A 22269-nucleotide genomic window follows, 5' to 3' on the forward strand; every position below is an offset into this window, starting at 1 on the left:
CCTTATTTCACAGCGCCGAAGGTCAGGCCGCTGACAAGTTGCTTCTGGCTGAACCAGCCGAGGATCAGGATCGGGGCAATGGCCATGGTGGAGGCCGCGCTCAGCTTGGCGTAGAAAAGACCTTCAGGGCTGGAATAGCTGGCGATGAAGGCGGTGAGCGGTGCTGCCTTGGCCGCAGTCAGGTTGAGCGTCCAGAAGGCTTCGTTCCAGGCTAGGATCACATTCAGCAACAGCGTCGAGGCGATGCCGGGAATGGCCATTGGCGTCAGGATATACAGCACCTCTTCGCGCAGGGTGGCACCATCCATCCGGGCCGCTTCGAGGATCTCCCCGGGGATTTCCTTGAAGTAGGTGTAGAGCATCCAAACGATGATCGGCAGGTTGATCAGCATCAGCACGATCACGAGGCCAATCTTGGTGTCCAGCAAGCCCAGTTTGATGAACAGCAGGTAGATCGGGTAAAGAACGCCAACTGCTGGCAGCATCTTGGTGGACAGCATCCACAACAGGATGTCTTTGGTCCGCTTCGAGGGCACAAAGGCCATCGACCAGGCGGCGGGCACCGCGATGATGATACCCAGGATGGTGGAGCCCCCGGCGATGATGATTGAATTCCACAAGAACCGGCCGTAGTCGGAGCGCTCCTGCACCACCGAGTAGTTCTCCAGCGTCCAGTCAAAGAACAGGAAGACCGGCGGGTCGCTGATAGCCTGGGCTTCGGTCTTGAAGCTGGTCAGGATGGTCCAGAGGATCGGGAAGAAGATCAAGAGGCCCACACCCCATGCCAGGGCAGTATTCAGGGCTTTGCGTTGCGATGTGATTGCACGTGCCATGAGGGCCTCCTTACGCGTCCAGGTTCTTGCCGACGATGCGCATCAGGAAGATGGCAACGATGTTGGCGAGGATGATGGCGTAGACCCCTCCGGCGGAACCCAGCCCGATGTTCTGGCTTTCCAGCACCCGCTGGAAGATCAGATAAGTCAGTGTTTTGGTGCCAAAGGCGCCCTGGGTGGTGACAAAGATTTCTGCGAAGATCGAAAGCAGGAAGATCGTCTGGATCAGCACCACCACGGTGATGGCGCGCGACAGGTGCGGCAGGGTGATGTAGGCAAAGCGCTTCACCGGCGGCGCACCATCCATTTCCGCGGCCTCCAGCTGTTCGCTGTCCAGCGACTGGATGGCGGTCAACAGGATCAGCGTCGCGAACGGCAGCCATTGCCAGCTGACGATCAGGATGATCGACTGGGTCGAAGCCTCGGTAAGCCAGACCAAAGGCTCGGCGCCGAATGCCCGCCACACATGGGCCAGCAAGCCATTCACCGGGTCCATGAACATATTCTTCCAGACCAGCGCGGACACAGTGGGCATCACGAAGAAGGGCGCGATCACCAGGATGCGGACGACACCGCGGCCCCACATCGGCTGATTGAGCAGGGTTGCCAGCAGCACCCCCAGGACCACGGTAATCGCCAGAACACCGCCGACGATTACCAGTGTCGCCTGTACACTGGGCCAGAAGGAACTGGAGGAAACGAAGCGGACGTAGTTGTCAAAGCCGACCCAGCCCAAGTCGCCGCCCCGCAGCGGCAGGAACTTCTTGAACGAGAAATAGAGCGTCATCGTCAGTGGCACGAGCATCCAGCCCAAAAGCAGGATCACGGCCGGCGCCATCATCAGCCGGGCTGCGGTGCGGGCGTGTTTCGTGCCGCTCTGGTGGTCCGCCGTAGCGGGCTGCTTTGCCGGCTTGGGCGCAGGCGGGACCATCGTCAGCCGGTCCGCGGGTTGGGAGTGTTGCGTTGCCATTTGGTGTACCTCCTCCGTTGACGGCACGCGGGCCGCCTTGGACGATTATGCGCTCTGGGGGATCGCTGGGGCCAGAGGGCGGCGGCTTGGCCGCCCCCGGGTGTCCGTGCGGGAGATCAGTAGCCTGCGGCTTCCATCTCGTCTGTGGTCAGTGCCTGAGCCTTGGCGAGGGCTTCATCGACGCTTTGCTGACCAGCCAGCGCAGCTGCAAATTCCTGGCCAACCTGGCCTGCGATGCCGGCGAATTCGGGGATCGCTGCGAACTGGATGCCGACATAAGGAACCGGGTCTACCGTCGGATTGGTGGGGTCGGCCGACAGGATGCTTTCCAGCGTCATCCGGGCAAATGGCACGTCCTTGTAGTTGGGGTCTTCATACAGAGAGGTGCGCGCACCTGGCGGCACGTTGGCCCAGCCTTCTTTCGCGGCCACCAGCTCAATGTATTCCTTGGAGGTGGCCCACTGGATGAACTCCTTGGCAGCATCCGTTTTCTGGGTGCCTGCAGGGATACCCAGCGCCCAGGCCCAGAGCCAGTTGCCGCGTTTGCCCTTGCCTGTATCCGGCGCCAGCGCAAAACCGACCTTGTCGGCGACTGTCGAGTCGTTGGGGTTGGTCACGAAGGACGCCGCCACGGTGGCGTCGATCCACATACCGCATTTGCCCTGCTGGAACAGCGACAGGTTCTCGTTGAAACCGTTGTTCGACGCGCCCGGAGGGCCGGCGTCGTTCATTAGGTTCACATAGAACTCCAGGGTTTCCTTCCACTCCGGCTGATCAAACTGGGCTTGCCAGTTCTCGTCGAACCAGCGCGCACCAAAGGCGTTGGAGGTGGCGGTCAAAAAGGCCATGTTCTCGCCCCAGCCGGCCTTGCCCCGCAGGCAGATGCCATAGATCCCGTTGTCCTTGTCGGTCATGGCGCGGGCGGCCTCGGCTACGAACTCCCAGGTCGGGGCGTCTGGCATCTCAAGGCCCGCCTTCTCCATCAGGTCGGTCCGGTACATGATCATGGAGCTTTCGCCATAAAACGGCGCGGCATAAAGCGTGCCATCGACGCTCAGGCCGCCGCGCATGGCCGGCAGGATATCATCGGCGTCATATTCGGCAGGCAAGTCATCCAGCGGCACCAGCCAGCCGTTCTTGCCCCAGATCGGGGTTTCGTACATGCCGATGGTCATGATGTCGAACTGGCCGCCCTTGGTGGTGATGTCGGTGGTCACACGCTGGCGCAGCACGTTTTCCTCCAGCGTCACCCATTCGACGTCGTGGCCGGTCTTGGCGGTGAAATCGTCTGTCAGACCCTGCATCCGGATCATGTCGCCGTTGTTTACGGTGGCGATGGTGATGGTCTCGGCAGAGGCACTGCCTGCTGCGATCAGTGAAATGGCCGTTGCCGCACCCAATGCGTACTTAGCAAACATCCTCTACCTCCCTGTTGAGATGTCGCCTCCAAGATTACCGGCGCCGGTGTGCTGGCGTCAATTTATTTTTTACGCGCGTAAAGTTTAAGGTGATTGCCGGAAAAATCAGCAGCTTAGGCGGACCCCCGCATGACCAGCCGGCCATCAAACAGGGTTTCCTCCCGCGAATCAGCCGGTTTTTCCGCCTCAATAAGGTTCATCAGTGTCTCGGCACTTTTCCGGGCGATGGCTTCATAATCCTGCGAGACCGTCGTCAATGTCGGGCAAGTGTAGCGGGAGAACGGGTGGTCATCATGCCCGGCTACCCGCATGGTGCAGTCTGTGCCCAGACCAACCCGTATCCCAGCCTCATAGGCCGCCGAAAGGAAGCCGATAGCAAGGCGGTCATTGCTGCACAGGATCGTATCGGTTGGCAGGTTCCTGTCACGGACCACCCGAGTTCCTTCCCGAAAGCCGATCTCTTCAAATTCCCAGCCTTCACCGGCGGCCTGGATCAAATGCGGTGTGTGGTTCAGCCGTTCCATGGCGGCGAGATAGGCGTGGCGCCGTTTGTAGGCGTTAGGGTTCGAGGGCTCCTTCATCTCAAAGAATGCCGGTGGTTCGCCTGTCCTGCATAGGTAGTCCACAATAAGATCAATGCTTTGATCGTTGTTTGAACCTACAAATGCCAGACCCGCGGCGCCGACATTGGCGTCAAACAACACCGTCGGAACCTCTTCGCAAAAGGCGGCAATGCGCGCCTGGTCCGATGCCCGCCCCAAGGGGGCCAGCAGAACACCGGCCGGTTTGAGCAGCCGCAGATTCTCGAGGTTTTCGATCTCCTGATCTGGGCTGCCGTGGGAGCCCAGCAGGACCGGCCGGTACCCGGTGCTCAGAATGTGCTCTTCAATATTACGGGCGATTTCCGCAAAGAAGGGGTCAGCCAGATATGGAACGATGATGCCGATGTTCTTGGTCAGACGGCGGTTCTGATTGATTGCATAGAGGTTGGGCCGGTAATCGTAGCGGTCGAGCGCAGCTTCGATGCGCTGCCTGGTCGAGGCCCTTACGCTGGACGGGTCGTTGAAGAATTTCGACAGCGTCGGACGGGAAATGCCGCTGACCGCCGCGAATTCCTCCATGTTCCGTATCTTTTTGTCATCCATGAAGGGGCCCGCTTTGTCTGCACTGGGTATGGCAAGGTCAATGCGACCCTGCCAGAAAGGCTTCCGCCATAGTAATTGACGCGCGAAAAATTTCCCACCCTGTTTCGCAAATGCCATCACCACTTCTGGAAAACATGTGCCGCAACACCGCATGTGCGCGTCCCCCTGCGGCGATGCGATGAGTATTTATCAATGCAAGAAAGATGTTCTTGAAGATGGTATCTTAATCTTGGTGGGCCAAAGGAATTCGGAGTTAATCACTATGCCAGCGTCCAGCACAGCCATCGCCAGCAGGAATGCCTAAGAGGGATACCCGAACGGCAGCGCTGATCTCTCACCCCCACAGCGACGGACAATCCGGTTGAATTGGGTAGGCACCGGCCAGCCAAGAATGCTGTGCAGCAAACCGAAAGTCCGGTTAGAGAAATCTGCGCTGCAGAAGACGCTAAGCTTTGGACGGCAGCTAAGGGCCGAACGCAACATGCGCAGGCAGGATGGGAAACAGAAATCTACGTTGTAGTGGAACTGTGCTGGAGTGGCGCCTCGCTCTCAGTGCTGCTGATTGAAAAAGGCTTCTGCAAAAGCGGTGAAAGCTTGGAGAATTGGCCGCTTTAGAGCTGAACCACGATGGGCAAGAGCGATCTGATGAAGGGGCGGGTTGCCGGAAAGGGGGACCCGGGTCAATGGGCTCCCATCATAACAGTGGGCATCCGGCAGATCGGTGGCCAGCAGACCGACGCCGAACCCGTTGGCCACCATTGAACGCAGCATTTCGATTGACCTGGTTTCGTGGGCGACCTTCACTGAGCCCTTGGCGTTTTGCAGCAGTGACAGAAAATAACTGCGGCTGTGGGGCAGGTTCATCAGGATGACCGGCTCCTGCGCCAGGTCTTCGGCGTTCACGCTGGGCTGTTGTGCCAAATGGTGCTCCTGCGGCAGCAGGGCATAGGGCACCGCCGCCATCAACGGAGTGATGACAAAGTCGGATGGAATGCCGAAATCGTATAGCAGCGCCATGTCAATCCGGCCTTCGCTGAGCCAGTCGAACAGCGTTTGCAGGTCACCTTCGAGGATACGGACTTCGGCGTCCGGGCGGTCGTCCAGGAAGCGGCGCACCAGCCGTGGGGCATAGCGCGGGCCGAGGGTGGAAAACACTCCTAGGTTCAGGAACTCTGGTGTTCCGTCACCGCCGCTCAGTACCCAACGCGCTTGCTTCTCCAGTTCGCGCAGCTGGGCGACCTTGTGCCGCCCGAACGGGGTCAGCTCCATCCCGCGCCCGGGGATACGGAGAAAGAGCTTCTGTCCGAACACCTCCTCGCAGCGGGTAATGGCTAGCGAAACCGAGGGCTGCGAGGTGTTCAGCGCGCGGCTCGCCGCGGCAGTGCTGCCGGTGTCTGCGACCGCCAGCAGGACTTCAACCTGGCGGAAGTTCAATGGTATATTCAAACAGGAATATCCTTCATACCTATCTCGTATTTCCTACAATACCCAACCGAACGCTATCCTCCAGCAAGCAATTGAAGGTGGATGCATGTTCAAAGATGACAAAACGGCAGGCCGCAGGCCGCTCGAAGGAGTCCGGGTGCTGGATTTCTCCCGCGTTCTGGCCGGGCCTTACTGCACGGCGCTGATGGCTGATCTGGGCGCGGAAGTAATCAAGGTTGAGCCCGCTGCAGGCGATGACTACCGCCATATCGGCCCGTTCAAGGAAGGCGAAAGCCTGCTGTTCCAGTCGGTGAATCGGGGCAAAAAATCCATCGTTCTGGATCTGAAATCCGCGAAAGGCGCGGCGGCGGCACGGGCGTTGGCGGCAGATTGCGACGTGCTGATCGAGAACTTCCGCCCCGGCGTGATGGAGCGGTTCGGGCTGGGTGCTGAGGAGCTTTGCACGGCCTATCCACAACTGGTCTATGTCTCGGTTTCAGGCTTTGGCCAGACCGGTCCGAACCGGATGCTGCCAGCCTATGACATCATCATCCAGGCGATGAGCGGCCTTATGGACATGACTGGCGATCGGAATGGCCCGCCGATGATGGCCGGTGATGCCTTTGCCGACGTTGCAGGCGGCATGTTCGCGGCCTTCGGAGCGATGGTGGCACTGTTTGACCGGGAACGCAGCGGCAGGGGGCGGCATGTTGATCTGGCGCTCTACGACTCGTTGGTGTCGATGATGCCGGTGGCGGCCTGCCGGGCGCTGATGGCGGGTGAGACGCCAAAGCGGACGGGCAGCAAACATGCGCTATCGGCACCATTTGGCACTTATCCGGCCAAAGATGGCAGTTTTTCCGTAGCGGTACTGAACGACCGGCTGTTTGCCCGTTTCACGGAGGCCATTGGCGCGCCGGATCTGGCGGAGGACGAGCGTTTCTCCAGTGATGTGTTGCGGCGACAGAATGAACCGGCCCTGGCTCGGCACATCGAAGACTGGGCCGCCGCGCGCTGCGCGCAGGATGCGGTGGCGGTCCTTACAGAGGCGGGCATTCCAGCCGCGGCCCTGAGTACAGTGTCTGAGGCCTGGGCCTCGCCTCAGATGCAGGCGCGCGGACTGGCATCCCCGGTGAAACACCCCATTCTCGGTGAATTTTCTGTGCCGGAACAGCCTGTCCACTTCAGCGGTGCGGCAAGAGGATCCCGGCAGGCGGCCCCGGAACTGGGCGCGCACACACAGGAAATTCTACAACAGTTACAGGAAGGAGAGGCCAAATGATCGGCGACCTGAACAGCGAAGAACAGGCCGTCATCGGCCAGATCGAACGGTTTTCCAGCGAGGTGCTGGCACCGGCCGCCGCCGCTCTCGACGCCAAGGGGCAGTTTGCAACCCTGCACCGCCCGGCACTGGCAGAAATGGGCATCATGGGCATGAACTTGCCCGAAACCTATGGCGGCATCGGTCTGTCCGGGCCAGCTCTGTACGGCGCAGTGGAGTCTATCGCAGGCGCCTGTGGCTCCACCGCTTCGATGCTGACGGCGCACTTCCTAGCAACGGATTCGCTGCTCCTGGGCGGGGATGAGGCGCTCAAACAGAGCTTCCTGCCGACCGCCGCGGCGGGTGAGGCACTTGGCGCCTTTGCGCTGACTGAGCCGATGGCGGGTTCCAACCCTGCTGATATGCGCAGTACCGCCACACGCGACGGCGATGGCTACCGGCTGAAGGGCTCCAAATGCTTCATCTCCAACGCGGGTGATGCAGATTTTATCGTGGTCTATGCCAAGACCGACAGCGCAGCCGGCGCCCGCGGGGTCAGCGCCTTTGTGGTGGAACCGGCCAAAACCGCTGGGGTGGAGATCGGCAAACATGAGGAGACCATGGGGCTGCGCGGCGGCCACGTGTTTCCGATCTCGTTTGATTGCCATGTGCCCGCGGAAAACCGGCTGGGCGAGGAAGGTACCGGTTTCCGAACCGCGATGAAGGTGCTGGATAACGGCCGTATCGAAGTGGCCGCGCAGGCCACTGGCATTGCGCGCGCCGCACTGGATGCGGCTGTGTCCTATGCCAAGGAACGTGAGGTCGGCGGACGGCCGATTGGCCATTACCAGGGGCTGCAGTGGATGCTGGCCGACAGTGCCACCGAACTGGCCGCGGCGCGGGCATTGGGGATGCAAGCCGCCCGCAAGCGGGGCACTGGTGAGCGTTATTCGTCGGAGTCTGCATTCGCCAAGCTTTTTGCCAGTGAGGCTGCGTGGCGTATTGCGGACCGGGCGCTGCAGATTCACGGCGGCTATGGCTATACCCGTGATTTTCCGGTGGAACGCTACTTGCGCGACTTACGGATATTCCGGATCTATGAAGGATCATCGGAAATCCAGCGAACCATCATTGCGCGCGAAATGCTGAGTTAGCGGCTTAGGCAGGCGTCATGTCAGTTAGCGCCGTTTTTGAACATTGCTTCAGCGGAGTGAACTGAACAGGCCTTGTGAAGGCTGTTGCGGTAGTTCGGGCGTTGGACCGAATTCTAGACAGCCTTCCAAGATCTTTTTTTGCTCTGGCGAAACTGTTTTGCTTCGCCCAGTCGGTGCGGCATTCAACAGGCGTGCCCGGCTTCGCCATCGCTCATTCTAACTAAACTACGCCACCGGAACTGCCCAGATTTGCCTGGGCCCAACGGTCTAGCTCCTGCATTACGGGCTCAAGAGACTGCCCGGTCGGCGTAAGGGAATACTCCGTGCGGGGCGGAACCTCTGCATAAACTTTACGGACGACGATTCCATGCGCTTCCAGTTCCCGAAGTTTGCGGGTCAGAACTCGCTGAGACACGTCGGGGATTTGACGGCGGATTTCACCGAACCGCCGGGTGCCGCCAAGCAGGAAGTGAATGATCTGGCACTTCCACTTCCCGCCGATGATCTCGATGACGGTTTCGACCGGGCATACATGCGCGGCCGCATCTTCCTCTGTTGCATCCTTCATCTGGTCTTCAAGCATCCCATTCAGCTCCTCGCTCCAGAAATGTACCCTTGGATACGCCGCCCTGCCAAGGCTTGCTCCTTTCGGCGGGCGCAGGGTTCCGCGTCATGAACAGCCTCTGTGCAAAGGCGAACTGACATCTTCAATAGTATCCAAAGTGTTCCTACTCACCGCATTGGGCCATAGGTGCTAAATTGGGGCACGGCGGCAAAGCAGAAACTGTCTTGGAGCCGCCGAACCACGACCTGCCTGGAGGCACCATGAAACTGAAATCCACGTCACCCGCCCTGGCGGCAGGAATTCTGTCCCTGTCGTTTGCAACAGGCGCTGCCGCGCTTGAAACGCCTCAGTCCACCACCGTGCTTGAATTTGCCGACAGCAAAACACTGTTTGTGGCAGACTCCGACGGCGGAAAGATCTTTGCCTACACGCTGCCCGAAGCTGTCCCGGCAGCGGAATCGCGCAGTTACAACCTGATTGGCCTGGGCGCCCGGCTGGCGGCCTCGACCGGCGCAGATCCGTACAGCATCAGCTATCACGATATCGCCGTGCATCCCGTGTCCAAGGAAACCTACATTTCGATGTCCCTGCGCTCGGGCGACAGCAAATCGCCGATGATTGTGCGGGTGGATCAGGAAGGCACCATCACACCGCTGGATCTGACTGCACTGGAAGGCACATCGGTGGAACTGAACGGTACTCCCGATGACAGCGTCACTTTCTGGCACGACATTCCGGCCGCCACCTTCACCGTCACGGATCTTGATTTCGAGGATGGCACGCTGTTCGCTGCCGGGCTGTCGACCGGAGAGTTCGCCTCAACCCTGCGGCAGATCCCGTACCCGTTTACAGACTCTGCTTCCGCGTCCAGCATCGAAATTTACCATACCGTTCACAATCAGACTGAAACCCGGGCGCCGATCCGGGCTATGAGCGTGGTTGATCTGGATGGCGTGAAAACTGTTGTTGCCGCCTACACCTGTACGCCACTGGTCACGATCCCTTCTGGTGATTTGGCTGATGGTGCCCATGTATCCGGTAAAACCGTGGCCGAACTCGGCTATGGCAATACACCGCTTGAGGTGCTGCATTTCACCGCTCCGAATGAGGAGTTCCTGCCGGAAGAGTATGTGCTGGTCATCAACAAGGAACGCGATGCCGATCTGATCCGGGTGGCTGACCTGGCCGAAGCCAGCAAAGGCGAAGGGCTGTCGTCCCCCGAGCTTTGGGGTGACGCAGGGGTGAAAACCGCCGCACGCCCGCTGGGGGCAGTTTTGCAGGCCGATGACCAGGATGAGCAGTTTCTGGTCACGCTCAAGCGCAATTTGGATACCGGCGATGTCGACCTGGTCTCCTTCCGCAAGGGCGCCTACTTCCGGCTCAGCGATTTCGTCAGTGAATACAACTTCCCCGACTATCAGTATGTGGAGGAGCAGGAGTTTTTCCGCAACTTCCAGAACATGCTGAAGGCAGACGCGGGCTACGCTGATCTGGCGAGGTAACGTGCAGATGCTCCGCAATCTGAAAGCTGCATCCCTCTGGCTGGCCGCGCTTCTTGCGGCCAGCTCAGCGGCACAGGCCTGCGAGGAAAGCGTGTCAGATACTGCCCAGGTAACCCAAGTCTACCCCAGTGCTGATGTGCTGCCCGAAAACCTGCTGCGCTTCTATGTCTACTTCTCCGAACCGATGGCACGGAAGGGCATATGGGACTCCGTCGTGCTGCTCGATGAAGACGGCAAGGTGGTTCCAGGGGCCTTCATCGAGAACAAATTCGATCTCTGGTCGCCGGATGACAGAAGGTTGACGGTGCTGTTTGACCCGGGCCGGGTGAAGACCGGGCTGGTAGCACACAATACGCTGGGCCGGGCGCTGGAGCCGGGGAAGGCTTATACGCTGCAAATCAGGAGCGGCGCGGAAACCAGGAGTGGCTGCACTTTAACGCGCAGCTATGAGAAGACCTTCGTTGCCGCCGAAGCGGATTTCGAGGCGCCTGATTTGGCGAAGTGGCAGGTGCAGGCGCCGATGGCGGATTCTGCTGAACCGCTTCTGGTGACACTGAATGGCCCGATGGATCACGTCTCCCTGGCCTACAGGGTGCGGGTGACCGATGAAGCCGGTGCAAGGCTCGGCGGCTCGCTGCGCCTTGGGCCGGATGAGCAGGAGTGGATCTTCACACCCCGCGTCCCCTGGGCAAACGCGGATTACCGGATTGAGGTGGACACCACCCTGGAAGATATCGCTGGCAACAGGCTGACTGGCTTGTTCGACCGGCCGCTGGACAGCGATGGCTACAGCCAGTCGGGACAAAAGACAGAAAGCCTCACCTTCAAGTCGCGCAACAATTGAAGAGCAAACTGGAAAGGACACTGGTCATGAAACTCTACTACGCACCCGGCACCTGTGCCTTGGCTCCGCATATCGCCCTGGAGTGGACGGGTAAGCCTTACGAGGCAGAGCTGGTTGAACTCGGGTCCGAGGAATACCTCAAGATCAATCCTTTGGGCATGGTCCCGGCGCTGAAGGAGGATGGCTTCCGTATCATGACGCAGGCAGATGCGATCCTGAAGTATATCGAGACCAAATACCCGGAAGCCGCCCTGGGCGTGGCCAAGGATCCGCTCAGCCAATTCGGGCTGGATGAGGCGCTGGCCTTTCTGACAGGCGATTTCCATCCCGCATTCTGGCCCTTCTTTGTGCCGGACCGGTATACGGTTAACGGTTCCACGGGTGCGCAGGATGAAGTGCGGCAAGCGGCATTCGCCAGGATTGATCGGGTAATGAACCATCTCGGCACACTTCTGGACGGCTGCCCGCATGTTGCAGGCAGCAAGCGCACGATTGCCGACCCCTACGCCTTTGCGATGGTGCGCTGGACGGCACACACGCCGAAACCCTGGCAGGACTACCCGCCGGTGAAACGCTTCATGGAAACCATGCTGGAAGACCGCGGCGTGCAAACTGCGATGAAGGCGCAGGGATTGAGCTGACAATGCACAACTACGACTACAACGCCCCCGATTACCACATTGCCTCGCGCGGCCGGATTGGCCCGGACCTGCTGCAAGGCCTGTTTCCAGCGGACCGTTCGGCATGGGACGATGACACCCGGTTTCTTGGTTGGCCCGCGCATCTTCAGCGCCTTCACGCCTCGATCTCTGAGGCCAGTGCCCGACTGATCGGCGGGCTGGAAGTCGTATTGGGGGAGCCGGAAGGCAGCGCGCAGGAGTTGATGGGCCTGACCGGCATGAACCGCCTGGGGCTTGATCTGGTCTCGCATGTTCACGGCCATCACAGTTTCGAGGACAGCAATGTGCTGCCCGGGTTCCTGGGGCGCTTCCCGCAGCTGGCTTCGGCCATAGACCTCCTGGAAAACGACCACCAGGTCCTGGATCAGGCGCTGGACCAGTCGGAACAGGTCTTTGCCCTGCTTCGCGGCGGGGAAACCTCAAAATCACAAATCGGCAAAGCGCTGGAGCAGGCGAAAGTTCTGAACAAAATCCTGAACCGGCATACCTATGACGAGGAAGATATCCTGATCCCGGCGGTGCTGCATGCCTATGCCTGAAACACCGGATGACATCCCCCGGCTTTTTGCCGAGGCCTGGAACGCCAGGGATGCGGTTGCCCTGGCTGCCCTCTTTGCTGAGGATGCTGATTTCGTCAATGTCGTGGGCCTGTGGTGGCACAACCGCGTCGACATCGAAAAAGCGCACGCCTACGGGCTCAGTACGTTTTTCCGGCACTCAGAGATTACTGCCCGGGGTATCAAGGTCCGGCGGGTTGGCGGCGACACCGCGATCATTCACACCCGCTGGAAGCTAGCAGGGCAGATTGGCAAGGCAGGTGAAACCCTTGAGGACCGTTTTGCAATAATGGTGTTCTTTGCACAGCGCCTGGCCAATGGCTGGACCGTCCTGGCTGCGCATAACACTGACGTCATACCGGGCATGGAGACCATTGCTGCCAAGGACGGGTCGGCATTTGCTGTAAACTACCGGGATGGCGAATAGCGGCTACCCCACTTGTTCGTTCTAGCTCTGGAACCAAGGTCCATTTGCCGCAACTGAGGCTCAGGCGGGAAGAAATTGTAGAATGAACCCGGATTTGGAAGGCCTCTCCTGTTGCGGTCAGGAGAGGCACTCAGGACCAGCGGACCGGTCTACGAACTTGTCCCAACTGGCGCGCGGTTGATCTGGCTGAGTTCTTCCATCACGTCGAACACGTGGTCGCTGACGACCTCGATGCCGATCGCGTTCAGGCGGGGGATGTGCATGGCCTTGTAGGCCTCCAGATGCTCCAGATCCTTGAACAGATAGGTGGAGCCAAAGTGATTGGTGCCGGCCTCATGGGTCCAGATTTTCCAGACAACGCCCGGTTCCTGGGCAATGCTCTCGGCAAGCTGATTGGCGCCTTGGAGGAATTCTTCGGTGACGGGGCCATCATAGGTGAGGTGGATGTCCCAGATTTTCTGAGTGCTCATGCGTGGGTCCTTTTGAGGAGTTGAGGGAAAACGTGTTGCGGTGTTTGCGTTGTAGCGGGTCAGCCCTTGCGGAGCTGCAGGAAGCAAAGAGCCGAGAGCAGGGCGAAGAAAGCCGGATCCGACCAGCCGAAGCCGGTGAAAATGCCTGCGGCACCGGCGTAGAAGGTGACAGCGAGGCCCAGCAGGTTGGTCCACATCAGGCCGGTCAGGACCTTGCGGCTCTCGCCGCTGCCGGAGGGCGCATCACGGAACAGGAAGCTGATGACCGCGATGCCGCCCAGAAAGATGCTGTTGTGCTGCGACAGGAACCAGGCGTAGCGGTCGTTCAGCTCGACGCCGTAGTTCGGCCACAACAGGCCGGGTGCAAAGAACAGCGCCAGCGCGAAGAAAGCGTAGATCACGCTGTGCGTTGTCAGGAAGGTGCGGTTACTCATCGGTATGATCCTTTCGGGTGTGGCGCATGCTGCGGCGGAGCCGGTTCAGCCTCCGGATGGTCTGGCGCTTGCCGTCGGCGGGCAGGCCTTCAAAGATCTCCGCCAGCGCGGCGTTGTGGGTGGGCAGGAAGGTTTCAACCTTTGCCCTGCCTTCGGCTGTCAGGGACAGGACGCGGCTGCGCCGGTCCGTATCGCTGACCGTTTTTTCGACAAGCCCGGAGCGGATCAGGTTCTTGATCACCACATCCAAGTTGCCGGAGGTTCCAAGTGCCCGTTCCAGCAGCGCATTCACGGTCATCGGGCCCTTGTTGCTGAGGGTTTCCAGCACGTCCCATTGCGACGCGGTCAGGCCTGCGGCCCGGAACACCGGGCCGATCGCCCGATGGAACTGCTGGGCACTGCGCAGGAGGGCCAGAACCAGGGCCATGTTTTCGCGGTCATGTGTGTTTCGTTTCATGCTTTGGTATTTACCCCTATGTAGGGGTACTTCAAGCTGCGCCTTTAAGGAAAATGGGAGCGGGTCGCCACACCTTTGTTTTTTCTAAGTAATAAGTTGGTTTTGCGCCGGGAAACCCTGCTGCGCTATTCGCGCAGCAGTGCCTTGAAGATATCGGAATGATCCAGCCTGCCAATGATGTCGCGGCCATTGGACACGAAGTACTCTCCGCCGTCGTTCAGCTGCGCCCGCATCAGGTCCTTTACCGTCGTGCCGGCATCGCGCACGCGCGCGCCGGAGGGGATGGTACCGTTGACCGGCTTCATGATTTCGGCTGCATGAAGCACATTCATCGGATTCATGTGTGACACGAAGTTCCGCACATAGTCCGTGGCCGGCTTCAGCACGATTTCCTGCGGTGTGCCCAGCTGCACGATGCGGCCGCCTTCCATGATCGCAATCCGGTTGCCAAGTTTGATCGCCTCGTCCAGATCGTGGCTGACGAAAAGGATCGTCTTCTTCAGGTCCGCTTGAAGCTCCAGCAGTTCGTCCTGCAGCTCGTTGCGGATCAGCGGGTCCAGCGCCGAGAACGGCTCATCCATCAGCAGCAGCGGCGCGTCGGTGGCAAAGGCGCGGGCCAAGCCCACCCGCTGCTGCATACCGCCCGAAAGCTCAGAGACATTGGTGTTGGCCCATTGCCCAAGATGCACCTTCTCCAGCTGCCGCATGGCCCGCTGAAGCCGCTCCTCCCGTGGCACACCGGCAGCCTCCAGCCCGAAGGCCGCGTTTTCCAGCACGCTGCGCCAGGGCAGCAGGCCAAACTGCTGAAACACCATCGACACGTCATGGCGGCGGAGGCTCCGCAATTCTGCGGCAGAGGCGGCGGCGAGGTCGACAAGCCCGCTCTTGCTGCGCAGATGCACGGTGCCGGCAACCAGCGGATTGAGCCTGTTGGAGGCGCGCAGCAGGGTTGATTTGCCGGAACCGGACAGGCCCATAAGCACCACGATCTCACCTTCCTGCACCTCGAGCGAACAGTTGTGGACCCCCAGAATCTGCCCGCTTTCGGCCCGGACCTCTTCCCGGCTCAGGCCCGCGTCCATCAGCGGCAGGGCGGACTTCGGATTGTCGCCGAACACGATGCTGGCGTTTTCGAACTTGATGACCGGCTGTTCCATATCAGCTCCTCCCGGCTTTCAGCAGGCGGTCCAGAAGGATCGCAACGATAACAATGACAATGCCAACTTCGAAGCCCTTGCCGACATTGACCTGGTTGAGCGCGCGCAGGGTGGGAACGCCCAGCCCGCTGGCGCCGACAAGCGCGGCCACAACGACCATCGACAGCGACAGCATGATGGTCTGGGTCAACCCGGCCAGGATCTGAGGCATGGCCCAGGGCAGCTTCACCTTCCACAGCACCATCGCCGGGGTGGCGCCAAAGGCATCCGCAGTTTCCACAAGCGCATGCGGCGTTGAGGAGATGCCAAGGTAAGTCAGCCGGATCGGGGCGGGGACGGCAAACACGACGGTTGCGATCAGGGCCGGAACCGCGCCAAGGCCGAACAACACCAGCGCCGGGATCAGGTAGACGAAGGTGGGGATCGTCTGCATCAGATCCAGAAGCGGCTGCAGAAGCCGGTAGAGCCAGGGCCGCCCGGCAGCCAGAACCCCGACAGGCACGCCGATCAGCATCGACATAGTAGTTGCCGCGAGCACCAGAGACAGTGTTTCGGTGGTCTCGATCCAGTACCCTTGGTTGATGACCAGAAGCAGGCCGAGTGCCGCAAAGGCAGTCAAGGCCAGCGAGCGATGCAAATACCAGGCCAGCCCTGAAACCAGGCCGACCAGCACCAGCGGATGCGGCATTTGCAGCAGCCAAAGAGTGCCTGCGACGATGGCTCCGATCACCTCTGACAGCCCGTCAAAGAACCAGGCCATGTTGCCGGTCAGCCAGTCGACCATCAGCTTTGCCCAATGGCCGACCGGGATCTTATGTGTTTCAAGCCACTCCATGGCTTTCTCCAATTCTTGTCCTTGTGCCTGCAGTCGGCTCCAGCCAGTTGAGGGCGGCATCGCACATCATAGGATCCAGAACATGCCCGACGCCCGGCAGCAGTTCGAAGCGCGCATCAGGGATCAGCGCGGCCGCTGCCGCGCCCCGTTGCGGGGAAATGCAGCTGTCGCGGTCGCCGTGCAGAACCAATGTCCGGCTTTGGATTAACTTGAGCAGCGGCCGCCGGTCCGGTGTGGTCAGAACCGCAAGTGCGTGGCGGGCTGCGCCGCCGCAAGAATACCCCGCGGAGAAAGCAGCGTTGACTTCGCTCCGAAGCTCCGGCGTGTCGGTGAGGCGGCCCGCGCCATAGGCCAAAGCGTCTTCCAGCAGGTATGTCCGGATCAGTTCCGGATCCGAAGGCCGGGTGAACAGACGCGCCATCCGGCACTTGGAATCCGCGTCGCCATCGACTTCGGCGGTTCCGTCGTTGCTGGCCAGCTGCACAAAGCGTCCGGCCCGCGGGCCCGCGGCGGCAGCAACCAGCTGGCTGATCATGCCGCCCATGGAGAACCCGATGATGTCGAAGGTGCCGACCTGCAGGCGGTCCAGCAGCGCCAGGACATCATCCCGCATGTCAAAAAGGGAATACGAGGCCAGATCCTGGGCGGCCGCGGTATCGCCCTGCATCCAGATCCCGGCAGCAAGCGGCTCGCTGTCTTCACCGCAGCGCGGCGACTTTCCAGCATCGCGGTTGTCAATGCAGATGACCCGGCGGGTTTCCGACAGCTGCCGGATAAAATCCGCGGGCCACTCGATCGCCTGCATGCCTAGCCCGACCAAGAGGACAACGGGATGGGCAGCCGGAACACCGGCCTCCCAGTAGCCGAGCTGCACCGGCTGGCCATTTGCCTTGGCGGTGTGAGGAATGAGCCACTCCATGATGGTCATTCCAGCCCGGCATATGCGCGGACTGCGGGCAGTCCCGGGCCGCCTGCAAGGGTGGACACTCCGTCCAGCCAACCGTCCAGCATGCCCGGGTGCTGTTTGATCAGCCGCATCGCAGCCTCTTCGGGATCTTCGCCATCGTTGATGATGTACCCCATGCCCTCGCTTTCCATCGGCACGGTAAAGTCCAGCTGGGCGATCAGGCGCCCGATGTTCGGGCATTCCTCGGTATAGCCCGCGCGGGTCTGGGTATGTACTGTCGCGGCCCCGAAGTCCGGACCGAAATAGTCGTCGCCGCCGCTCAGGTACTCGATGTCGAATTCCACATTCATCGGATGCGGGGCCCACCCGAGGAACACGACCCAATCCTCCCGCGATACGGCCCTGCGCACCTGCGCCAGCATGCCCTGCTCCGAGCTTTCTACAACGTTCCAGCTGCCCAGACCGAAGGCATTCGTGTCGATGATATCCATCATCTGCGTGTTTGAGCCGGGTTCGATGCCGTAGAAGCGGCTGCCGAACTTTTCTGAGTGGGCGGCCAAGTCGGCAAAGCTGGTGACGCCCGCCTCATACACGTACTTCGGCACGGCAAAGGTGTATTTCGCCCCTTCCAGGTTCTGGTTCACCGTCTCGATGGCATCGCCCTCGATATAGGGCGCAAAATAGGTTGCCATGGCAGGGTCCCAGTATCCCAGGAACAGATCCAGATCGCCGTTGACCATCGCCTCATAGGTGACCGTGGTGCCGAGCACCTTTGTTTCCGCCTCATACCCCAGCCCCTTCAGCAGCACGGATGCCACACCTGAAGTGAGCGCCAGGTCCGTCCAGCCCGGCTCCGCCATCCGGACTTTTTCGCAGGATGCTTCAGCCAAACCCGCCCCCAGAAGCGAAATGCCAAGGGCAGCTGAAATCGAGAATGCCTTCATTTTTTCCTCCCAGTTTTCATAGACTGACTGGTCTATAAATAGTCTGATAGGTACACATTGACACTCGAGTCAACGAAATATTTACTCCGGCCAGCTCTGGGAGAGACGGATGAAGCGGAACAAACTGTGGAGGCTACGGACTGAGGAATATTCCAAGGCTGCCTTCGAAACCCTTAGTGAAGAAGGGCTTTCCGGAACCACCGTGGAGAAGGTCGCCAAACGCGCAGGCGTCTCCAAGACCAACGTCCTGCACTATTTCGGAAACAAGGCCCGGTTGCTGGAAATGGCCCTGCGCTACGGCAATGCGGACCTGGCCCGCGAAGTCAGCGCGCTCTTGATTCGCTCAAACACGCCTTGGGAAAGGGTCTATTCAGTGATCGAAGCCAACTTCTCGCGCCAGTTTTTCACTCCCAAGATTGCGCATGCCTGGCTCTCCCTGCTCGCGGAGATCCCGTACAATCCGAGCTACCAGAGGATACAGACCGCCATTCACCAGCGGATGCGCTCAAACCTGATGCATGCGCTGGAACAGCTGGCAGACCGGGAACGGGCAGAGGAGGTCGCCTTGGCGATTTCGGTCATGATCGACGGACTTTGGCTGCGGTGCGGCCTGCACGAAGGCGGCATCGGCCGTGACACCGCCCTCCAGCAAATGGAACTGCTTATGGAGTCCCTGTTCCCCAACAACCCCGAAAGATTGGCTGCCAAGGCCCGTATAGATGAGATACAGTCGATCCTGAACCCGGGCTGAACCCGCTTACTGGCAAAATTCCCCCGTTTGGGATCTTTGGAGCGGGAGCCGCCACCTTGTCAGTTTGCACAGAGAAGTTAGGCACCGGGTCCCTTTGGTCCGGAGGATCGGGACGCACTGCAGAAGATTTGGCAGGCCTGCGCGTGCGCCGAGATGAATCTTCTGCTGGCGTCCAAAAAACCTGCAGCAAACCCGGCACTAAGGGCTGCATCAGCTGCACTTGCAGCGAAAGTCAGCTCCGTCCCGCGGTCCCGACCTCCAAACTGATTGCGATATTGCGGTTGCAGCAAAAGTCTGGAATGCGGGCTGCGGCCGCAGCATTTGAAAACGGTGCTCAAGGTCGGCTTTGGGCCGGTCGTGCCTATTGCCCTGCCCGAGGAGCCACGACTGTGCAAAGGTCGCTGTCTGCGCTTCGCTGCCAACGTTGCAGGAGGCAGCATTAGCCAGGACCGCCGCCGCCTGGCGGATGGCTGCTTTGGTTCAAGCACCTCACTTCGGTCATCGGCGTAGGCGAAACGGCGGCGGCGCATTTTCCTGCAGAGCTGTTCTTACCCGAACGGTTCAACAGACCGGAGGAAGTCACATCCTATCTCGGTCTTGCCCCCGTCGTCAGGTCGAGCGGCAGAAGCCCTACAAGAGCAAAGCCACGCCCGGTCAGGCAGAAACGCTTGCGCGGCATATTGGTCGAAGCGGCATGACAATGGACCTGGCACGATCCAGAGGCAAAGGCCATCTACAATCACTATTTTGCGAAGCATGGGATCGGGTAAAGTGCCATTGTCGCCGTCGCTCGCAAGCTCGCGATCCAGCTCTGGCGCACGGCGATGGAAACACCACCATTTCCAGTCGAGGGCGCCGCGTGCGGGGCTCGGTCGGGATAGCCGACAACAAAAAGGGCGGCACCCTAATCAACCGGTGCGCGCCGAAAACGGTACTTGGTGATCCTGCATCCAGACAGGCACGAATAAGAAAAGACTTACGCAAGGTCGGTATACAGTATTGGTTTAGCTTACAAACCGGCGATGCAAGACCTTCGTCAGTATAGGTCGGAGTTGACCAAAGCCGACTAAGCATGTCGCGGCCGGTGAAAGTGTTAAGACCCAAATAATGTAGCCTCGTTAGGAAGCAAACATAAGGGGCACAGATGATCAGATACACCGGAAGTTGCCACTGTGGTGCAGTGAAGTTCACGTTCTCTGCACCCGAGATAGAGCAGGCCATGCGATGCGACTGCTCCATCTGCGCCCGTAAAGGCATATCCATGTCGATGACGGCGATAGCGCCGGAAGACATTGAAATCTCAGCGAAGGGGGATGCCCTATCAACATACCAATTTGGCTCGATGACAGCCCGCCATCACTTTTGCAGCCAATGTGGTATTCAGACATTCGTCGAAACTCGCCTAAATCCGGGCCACTACCGAATTAACCTTGGCTGCGTCGATGGTATCAATGCTCTGCGCCTTCCCGAGATCATTTACGATGGACAATCCCTCGACTGAGGACAGTCAAATCTAACTCCTCGGCCATTGACAGAATTTCACATATGAAAGTCCTTCCCAGCCCCCGGCAGCGCGGGTCCAGCAGGCTGTTGGCCGCAGGAAACTTATGAAAGCAAAATCCGATATTGATCTGTTGCGGAGACCGCTCTAATCGCGGCTTTCCCTCCGCGTCGGCTGCAGCCTAAAAGCAGCTTCCAATCCTCCGGCTGGCGTCCGATCACTCGAGCGACGGGCCGCTGTACTCCTCCGGGACTGGGATCCCAAGGGAAGGCGCAAGCAAGGGGGCATAGGACCAGCAGAATTGCTCAGCCTCACCTCCTGGGCCGCGCACGAGAGCCCTGCGGGGTCCGGCGGCGGCAAAGCTGCCATCGCCGAACATGATGCGCAGCGGAAATTCCCCGTCCTGGCGGGCAATCTGCCAAGAACCGCGACCTGCGCCGATGCAGGCGACGACATGCCGCAAGAGGATGCCAAACGTCACTCCAGGGGCAGGTTCAGGATGGTCAGCACGCTGTCGAGCTTTCTTTCGAGGGCGGCCATCTGCTGCTGGTTGGCTTCCTGCTGCTGACGGCCAAGGCGCAGGTCCTCGGAGATCTGGAGAAGCGCTGACAGAAGCCCTTGCGCCAGGGTCTTGGAGTCCCGCTCGGGCGTTTCCAGAAGCGCGAGTAGTGGGTGCAACACTCTGATGTGTTCCTCGTTCCGGATCAATTGGTCGAGAAGCACCTGATGGTCCTGGGGCAGGTGAAGCGTTTTCGGTACGGATGTGGTCATGTATGAACTCCGTGAATTCGGGTCTGTATTGGTTAAGGGCATTGAAAAAACTAGCGGCTTCCAGAAACCTTCGTGCTTCGTCCAATTTGCGGGCGAATTCGAGGCGGCTGCGCAGGTGCCGTGGTTCCCAAGCCGGACCGAGATTTCCGCCTAGCACGCTGCCTGCACCATTCACCCAGAGATCGCTTTTGGTCCTGTGCGTGTTTAGGATCCGGGTGCGCCGAAACTCACCGGGGGCAAGACCCATGGCGGCGTCGAGCTCGGGGAGGGACCGTGGCTGCTGGTGCCGGAACACTGAGCCGAGGTCGGTATGTAACTGGCGGCGGAGGTCGGTGGTCAGGTTGCGCTGCGGCACTGGCGGGGTCAGGTCGGGGATCTTCGGGTCGAAATATACAGGCCTTTCGAGGCCCAGATGTCGCGCCAGCATCCCATGCACCCGGTCGGTGTTTCTTCGGGATACCCGGGGCCTCACCACCCACCCTGAAAAGGTCCTGGATACGATGGCCGAATGGACATGGTCGCAACTTTTGCCGGGGTGGCGCGCGGCCAGCCATGGGGTTGCGAATTCCGGGAAACCTGTTTCGCGCAGCGCCGTCAGGAAAATCCGGGTCCATTGGCCGCTGCTTGCGCGCAAGCCTTCGGGCAAGGACAGCGTCATATGAATGATGTCATGACCCGCCGCGAGATGTTCGAGATACTGACTAAGCCGACGCCGGGGCAGAACCGGGATCGTGCCGCCAATAATTTCCGCGCCATCGTCGAAAATGTAAGCGACGGCGGCTTGGGCGGTTTTGTGGAAGGTCACGTATGGGCGCATCAGCGTGCCGCCCCGCGCATGGCCAAAGCCTCGGCCAGCTGGCAGACCGCTTCGGCGAGACGGCCGATCCGGGAGGCGGGCACACGGCCGTGCAGGGCGTTGACCGCCAGACCGAGTTTTCCGATCTCCTCTGCAAGGGCCGCATCACCACCGCCTGCCTCCAGCGCTGCATGGCGCAGATAACCTGCTTTTGTTGCAAAGCCGCTCTGCCTGGCAAGCTGTTCCAGCTGCTGATTCTCAGTCTCGCTTAAGCGGAACTTGACCATGTGGGTCCTGCGTTCGGTCATGACCTGTCCTTCTGTTCCTGGGGCAAGCCTTTCCCGTTCGCGCAAACGCGTGTTCAGGCCCTGTCCTGCTGATCTCCGATATCTGGACAAATATAGGCCAGGAAGGCGAAAATCGGGATGGCCGGAGACAACGGGAATGTGGAAAACCCCATTCAAA

At 60.0% G+C, this 22269-nt stretch carries 25 protein-coding genes; 10 read left to right on the forward strand and 15 right to left on the reverse strand.

Translation table 11 applies throughout. The features are described 5' to 3' along the window. Window positions 1–2: 2 nt before the first annotated feature. The 5 genes from AC5STI_RS18700 to AC5STI_RS18720 all read right to left on the reverse strand — a co-directional run bounded on the left by AC5STI_RS18700 (window position 3) and on the right by AC5STI_RS18720 (window position 5812). Entirely contained in the window at window positions 3–833 is an 831-nt protein-coding gene (locus AC5STI_RS18700) for a carbohydrate ABC transporter permease (protein ID WP_222482398.1), read from the reverse strand. 10 nt (window positions 834–843) lie between these two features. Beyond that, window positions 844–1674 (reverse strand): carbohydrate ABC transporter permease, encoded by an 831-nt coding sequence (locus AC5STI_RS18705; RefSeq protein ID WP_495447964.1) that lies wholly within the window; start codon window positions 1672–1674, stop codon window positions 844–846. A 245-nt stretch (window positions 1675–1919) separates the two neighbouring features. Continuing rightward, on the reverse strand, window positions 1920–3221 hold the full coding sequence (locus tag AC5STI_RS18710; protein ID WP_495447797.1) for an ABC transporter substrate-binding protein: 1302 nt from the start codon (window positions 3219–3221) through the stop codon (window positions 1920–1922). 113 nt (window positions 3222–3334) lie between these two features. Then, window positions 3335–4366: a LacI family DNA-binding transcriptional regulator gene (locus AC5STI_RS18715; protein WP_495447798.1), complete on the reverse strand. Its 1032-nt coding sequence runs from the start codon at window positions 4364–4366 to the stop codon at window positions 3335–3337. A 549-nt stretch (window positions 4367–4915) separates the two neighbouring features. Continuing rightward, window positions 4916–5812 carry a LysR family transcriptional regulator gene (locus AC5STI_RS18720; protein ID WP_495447799.1) on the reverse strand — a complete coding sequence of 299 codons (897 nt, stop codon included), beginning with the start codon at window positions 5810–5812 and terminating at the stop codon, window positions 4916–4918. Here AC5STI_RS18720 and AC5STI_RS18725 point away from each other — a divergent pair. Continuing rightward, window positions 5694–7073, forward strand: a complete 1380-nt coding sequence (locus AC5STI_RS18725; RefSeq protein ID WP_495447800.1) for a CaiB/BaiF CoA transferase family protein — start codon at window positions 5694–5696, stop codon at window positions 7071–7073. The genes AC5STI_RS18720 and AC5STI_RS18725 overlap by 119 nt on opposite strands. After that, window positions 7070–8206 (forward strand): acyl-CoA dehydrogenase family protein, encoded by a 1137-nt coding sequence (locus AC5STI_RS18730; protein ID WP_495447801.1) that lies wholly within the window; start codon window positions 7070–7072, stop codon window positions 8204–8206. Before AC5STI_RS18725 ends, AC5STI_RS18730 begins: the two co-directional genes overlap by 4 nt. 220 nt (window positions 8207–8426) lie before the next feature. Here the strand turns inward: AC5STI_RS18730 and AC5STI_RS18735 are convergent, their stop codons facing one another. Next, window positions 8427–8789, reverse strand: coding sequence for a winged helix-turn-helix transcriptional regulator (locus AC5STI_RS18735; RefSeq protein ID WP_226430787.1), 363 nt, complete (start codon window positions 8787–8789; stop codon window positions 8427–8429). 242 nt (window positions 8790–9031) lie between these two features. Here AC5STI_RS18735 and AC5STI_RS18740 point away from each other — a divergent pair, with 242 nt between their 5' ends. The 5 genes from AC5STI_RS18740 to AC5STI_RS18760 are packed head-to-tail and all read left to right on the forward strand — an operon-like array spanning window position 9032 to window position 12781. Beyond that, window positions 9032–10273 carry a hypothetical protein gene (locus tag AC5STI_RS18740; protein WP_495447802.1) on the forward strand — a complete coding sequence of 414 codons (1242 nt, stop codon included), beginning with the start codon at window positions 9032–9034 and terminating at the stop codon, window positions 10271–10273. A 7-nt stretch (window positions 10274–10280) separates the two neighbouring features. After that, window positions 10281–11117, forward strand: a complete 837-nt coding sequence (locus tag AC5STI_RS18745) for a hypothetical protein (RefSeq protein WP_495447803.1) — start codon at window positions 10281–10283, stop codon at window positions 11115–11117. Window positions 11118–11143: 26 nt separating this feature from the next. Next, entirely contained in the window at window positions 11144–11758 is a 615-nt protein-coding gene (locus tag AC5STI_RS18750) for a glutathione S-transferase family protein (protein ID WP_495447804.1), read from the forward strand. A 2-nt stretch (window positions 11759–11760) separates the two neighbouring features. Beyond that, a complete protein-coding gene (locus tag AC5STI_RS18755) occupies window positions 11761–12336 on the forward strand; it encodes a hemerythrin domain-containing protein (RefSeq protein WP_495447805.1) in 576 nt (191 codons plus the stop codon). Beyond that, window positions 12329–12781 (forward strand): SgcJ/EcaC family oxidoreductase, encoded by a 453-nt coding sequence (locus tag AC5STI_RS18760; RefSeq protein WP_495447806.1) that lies wholly within the window; start codon window positions 12329–12331, stop codon window positions 12779–12781. Before AC5STI_RS18755 ends, AC5STI_RS18760 begins: the two co-directional genes overlap by 8 nt. Window positions 12782–12930: 149 nt before the next feature. Here the strand turns inward: AC5STI_RS18760 and AC5STI_RS18765 are convergent, their stop codons facing one another. From AC5STI_RS18765 to choX, 7 genes are all read right to left on the reverse strand, one after another. Beyond that, window positions 12931–13251 (reverse strand): monooxygenase, encoded by a 321-nt coding sequence (locus tag AC5STI_RS18765; RefSeq protein WP_495447807.1) that lies wholly within the window; start codon window positions 13249–13251, stop codon window positions 12931–12933. Between the two features lie 59 nt (window positions 13252–13310). Then, window positions 13311–13685, reverse strand: a complete 375-nt coding sequence (locus AC5STI_RS18770) for a hypothetical protein (RefSeq protein WP_495447808.1) — start codon at window positions 13683–13685, stop codon at window positions 13311–13313. Next, window positions 13678–14142, reverse strand: coding sequence for a MarR family winged helix-turn-helix transcriptional regulator (locus AC5STI_RS18775; protein ID WP_495447809.1), 465 nt, complete (start codon window positions 14140–14142; stop codon window positions 13678–13680). Before AC5STI_RS18775 ends, AC5STI_RS18770 begins: the two co-directional genes overlap by 8 nt. A gap of 125 nt (window positions 14143–14267) precedes the next feature. Beyond that, window positions 14268–15299, reverse strand: coding sequence for a choline ABC transporter ATP-binding protein (choV, locus tag AC5STI_RS18780; RefSeq protein WP_495447810.1), 1032 nt, complete (start codon window positions 15297–15299; stop codon window positions 14268–14270). Between the two features lies 1 nt (window position 15300). Then, the gene (choW, locus tag AC5STI_RS18785) at window positions 15301–16134 is read right to left on the reverse strand and encodes a choline ABC transporter permease subunit (protein ID WP_226431553.1); all 834 of its coding nucleotides are present in this window, start codon (window positions 16132–16134) and stop codon (window positions 15301–15303) included. Then, entirely contained in the window at window positions 16121–17062 is a 942-nt protein-coding gene (locus AC5STI_RS18790; RefSeq protein ID WP_495447811.1) for an alpha/beta fold hydrolase, read from the reverse strand. The genes choW and AC5STI_RS18790 overlap by 14 nt, the downstream gene beginning before the upstream one ends. Continuing rightward, window positions 17059–17985 (reverse strand): choline ABC transporter substrate-binding protein, encoded by a 927-nt coding sequence (gene choX / locus AC5STI_RS18795; protein WP_495447812.1) that lies wholly within the window; start codon window positions 17983–17985, stop codon window positions 17059–17061. Before choX ends, AC5STI_RS18790 begins: the two co-directional genes overlap by 4 nt. Window positions 17986–18094: 109 nt before the next feature. Between choX and betI the strand changes: the two genes are divergently transcribed. The 3 genes from betI (at window position 18095) to AC5STI_RS18810 (ending at window position 20237) form a co-directional block, all read left to right on the forward strand. After that, a complete protein-coding gene (betI, locus tag AC5STI_RS18800; protein ID WP_495447813.1) occupies window positions 18095–18736 on the forward strand; it encodes a transcriptional regulator BetI in 642 nt (213 codons plus the stop codon). A gap of 470 nt (window positions 18737–19206) precedes the next feature. Continuing rightward, window positions 19207–19434, forward strand: a complete 228-nt coding sequence (locus AC5STI_RS18805) for a transposase (RefSeq protein WP_495447965.1) — start codon at window positions 19207–19209, stop codon at window positions 19432–19434. Between the two features lie 446 nt (window positions 19435–19880). Further along, window positions 19881–20237 (forward strand): GFA family protein, encoded by a 357-nt coding sequence (locus AC5STI_RS18810; protein WP_291733796.1) that lies wholly within the window; start codon window positions 19881–19883, stop codon window positions 20235–20237. Window positions 20238–20714: 477 nt separating this feature from the next. Here the strand turns inward: AC5STI_RS18810 and AC5STI_RS18815 are convergent, their stop codons facing one another. Together AC5STI_RS18815 and AC5STI_RS18820 are read right to left on the reverse strand one after the other, a co-directional pair. After that, window positions 20715–21008 carry a hypothetical protein gene (locus tag AC5STI_RS18815; RefSeq protein WP_222481241.1) on the reverse strand — a complete coding sequence of 98 codons (294 nt, stop codon included), beginning with the start codon at window positions 21006–21008 and terminating at the stop codon, window positions 20715–20717. Window positions 21009–21824: 816 nt separating this feature from the next. Beyond that, window positions 21825–22112 (reverse strand): plasmid mobilization protein, encoded by a 288-nt coding sequence (locus tag AC5STI_RS18820; protein ID WP_495447814.1) that lies wholly within the window; start codon window positions 22110–22112, stop codon window positions 21825–21827. Between the last annotated feature and the right edge of the window lie 157 nt (window positions 22113–22269).

Source organism: Leisingera sp. CC-HEC096 (assembly GCF_059429235.1).

Coding starts and splice junctions, on each gene's coding strand:
- AC5STI_RS18700 (WP_222482398.1), bottom strand. CDS start 833: ATGGCACGTGCAATCACATCGCAACGCAAAGCCCTGAATACTGCCCTG.
- betI (WP_495447813.1), top strand. CDS start 18,095: ATGAAGCGGAACAAACTGTGGAGGCTACGGACTGAGGAATATTCCAAG.
- AC5STI_RS18790 (WP_495447811.1), bottom strand. CDS start 17,062: ATGACCATCATGGAGTGGCTCATTCCTCACACCGCCAAGGCAAATGGC.
- AC5STI_RS18710 (WP_495447797.1), bottom strand. CDS start 3,221: ATGTTTGCTAAGTACGCATTGGGTGCGGCAACGGCCATTTCACTGATC.
- AC5STI_RS18815 (WP_222481241.1), bottom strand. CDS start 21,008: ATGACCACATCCGTACCGAAAACGCTTCACCTGCCCCAGGACCATCAG.
- choX (WP_495447812.1), bottom strand. CDS start 17,985: ATGAAGGCATTCTCGATTTCAGCTGCCCTTGGCATTTCGCTTCTGGGG.
- AC5STI_RS18750 (WP_495447804.1), top strand. CDS start 11,144: ATGAAACTCTACTACGCACCCGGCACCTGTGCCTTGGCTCCGCATATC.
- AC5STI_RS18770 (WP_495447808.1), bottom strand. CDS start 13,685: ATGAGTAACCGCACCTTCCTGACAACGCACAGCGTGATCTACGCTTTC.
- AC5STI_RS18765 (WP_495447807.1), bottom strand. CDS start 13,251: ATGAGCACTCAGAAAATCTGGGACATCCACCTCACCTATGATGGCCCC.
- AC5STI_RS18810 (WP_291733796.1), top strand. CDS start 19,881: ATGATCAGATACACCGGAAGTTGCCACTGTGGTGCAGTGAAGTTCACG.
- AC5STI_RS18760 (WP_495447806.1), top strand. CDS start 12,329: ATGCCTGAAACACCGGATGACATCCCCCGGCTTTTTGCCGAGGCCTGG.
- AC5STI_RS18725 (WP_495447800.1), top strand. CDS start 5,694: ATGGCTAGCGAAACCGAGGGCTGCGAGGTGTTCAGCGCGCGGCTCGCC.
- choV (WP_495447810.1), bottom strand. CDS start 15,299: ATGGAACAGCCGGTCATCAAGTTCGAAAACGCCAGCATCGTGTTCGGC.
- choW (WP_226431553.1), bottom strand. CDS start 16,134: ATGGAGTGGCTTGAAACACATAAGATCCCGGTCGGCCATTGGGCAAAG.
- AC5STI_RS18755 (WP_495447805.1), top strand. CDS start 11,761: ATGCACAACTACGACTACAACGCCCCCGATTACCACATTGCCTCGCGC.
- AC5STI_RS18730 (WP_495447801.1), top strand. CDS start 7,070: ATGATCGGCGACCTGAACAGCGAAGAACAGGCCGTCATCGGCCAGATC.
- AC5STI_RS18775 (WP_495447809.1), bottom strand. CDS start 14,142: ATGAAACGAAACACACATGACCGCGAAAACATGGCCCTGGTTCTGGCC.
- AC5STI_RS18715 (WP_495447798.1), bottom strand. CDS start 4,366: ATGGATGACAAAAAGATACGGAACATGGAGGAATTCGCGGCGGTCAGC.
- AC5STI_RS18735 (WP_226430787.1), bottom strand. CDS start 8,789: ATGCTTGAAGACCAGATGAAGGATGCAACAGAGGAAGATGCGGCCGCG.
- AC5STI_RS18705 (WP_495447964.1), bottom strand. CDS start 1,674: ATGATGGCGCCGGCCGTGATCCTGCTTTTGGGCTGGATGCTCGTGCCA.
- AC5STI_RS18740 (WP_495447802.1), top strand. CDS start 9,032: ATGAAACTGAAATCCACGTCACCCGCCCTGGCGGCAGGAATTCTGTCC.
- AC5STI_RS18820 (WP_495447814.1), bottom strand. CDS start 22,112: ATGACCGAACGCAGGACCCACATGGTCAAGTTCCGCTTAAGCGAGACT.
- AC5STI_RS18745 (WP_495447803.1), top strand. CDS start 10,281: ATGCTCCGCAATCTGAAAGCTGCATCCCTCTGGCTGGCCGCGCTTCTT.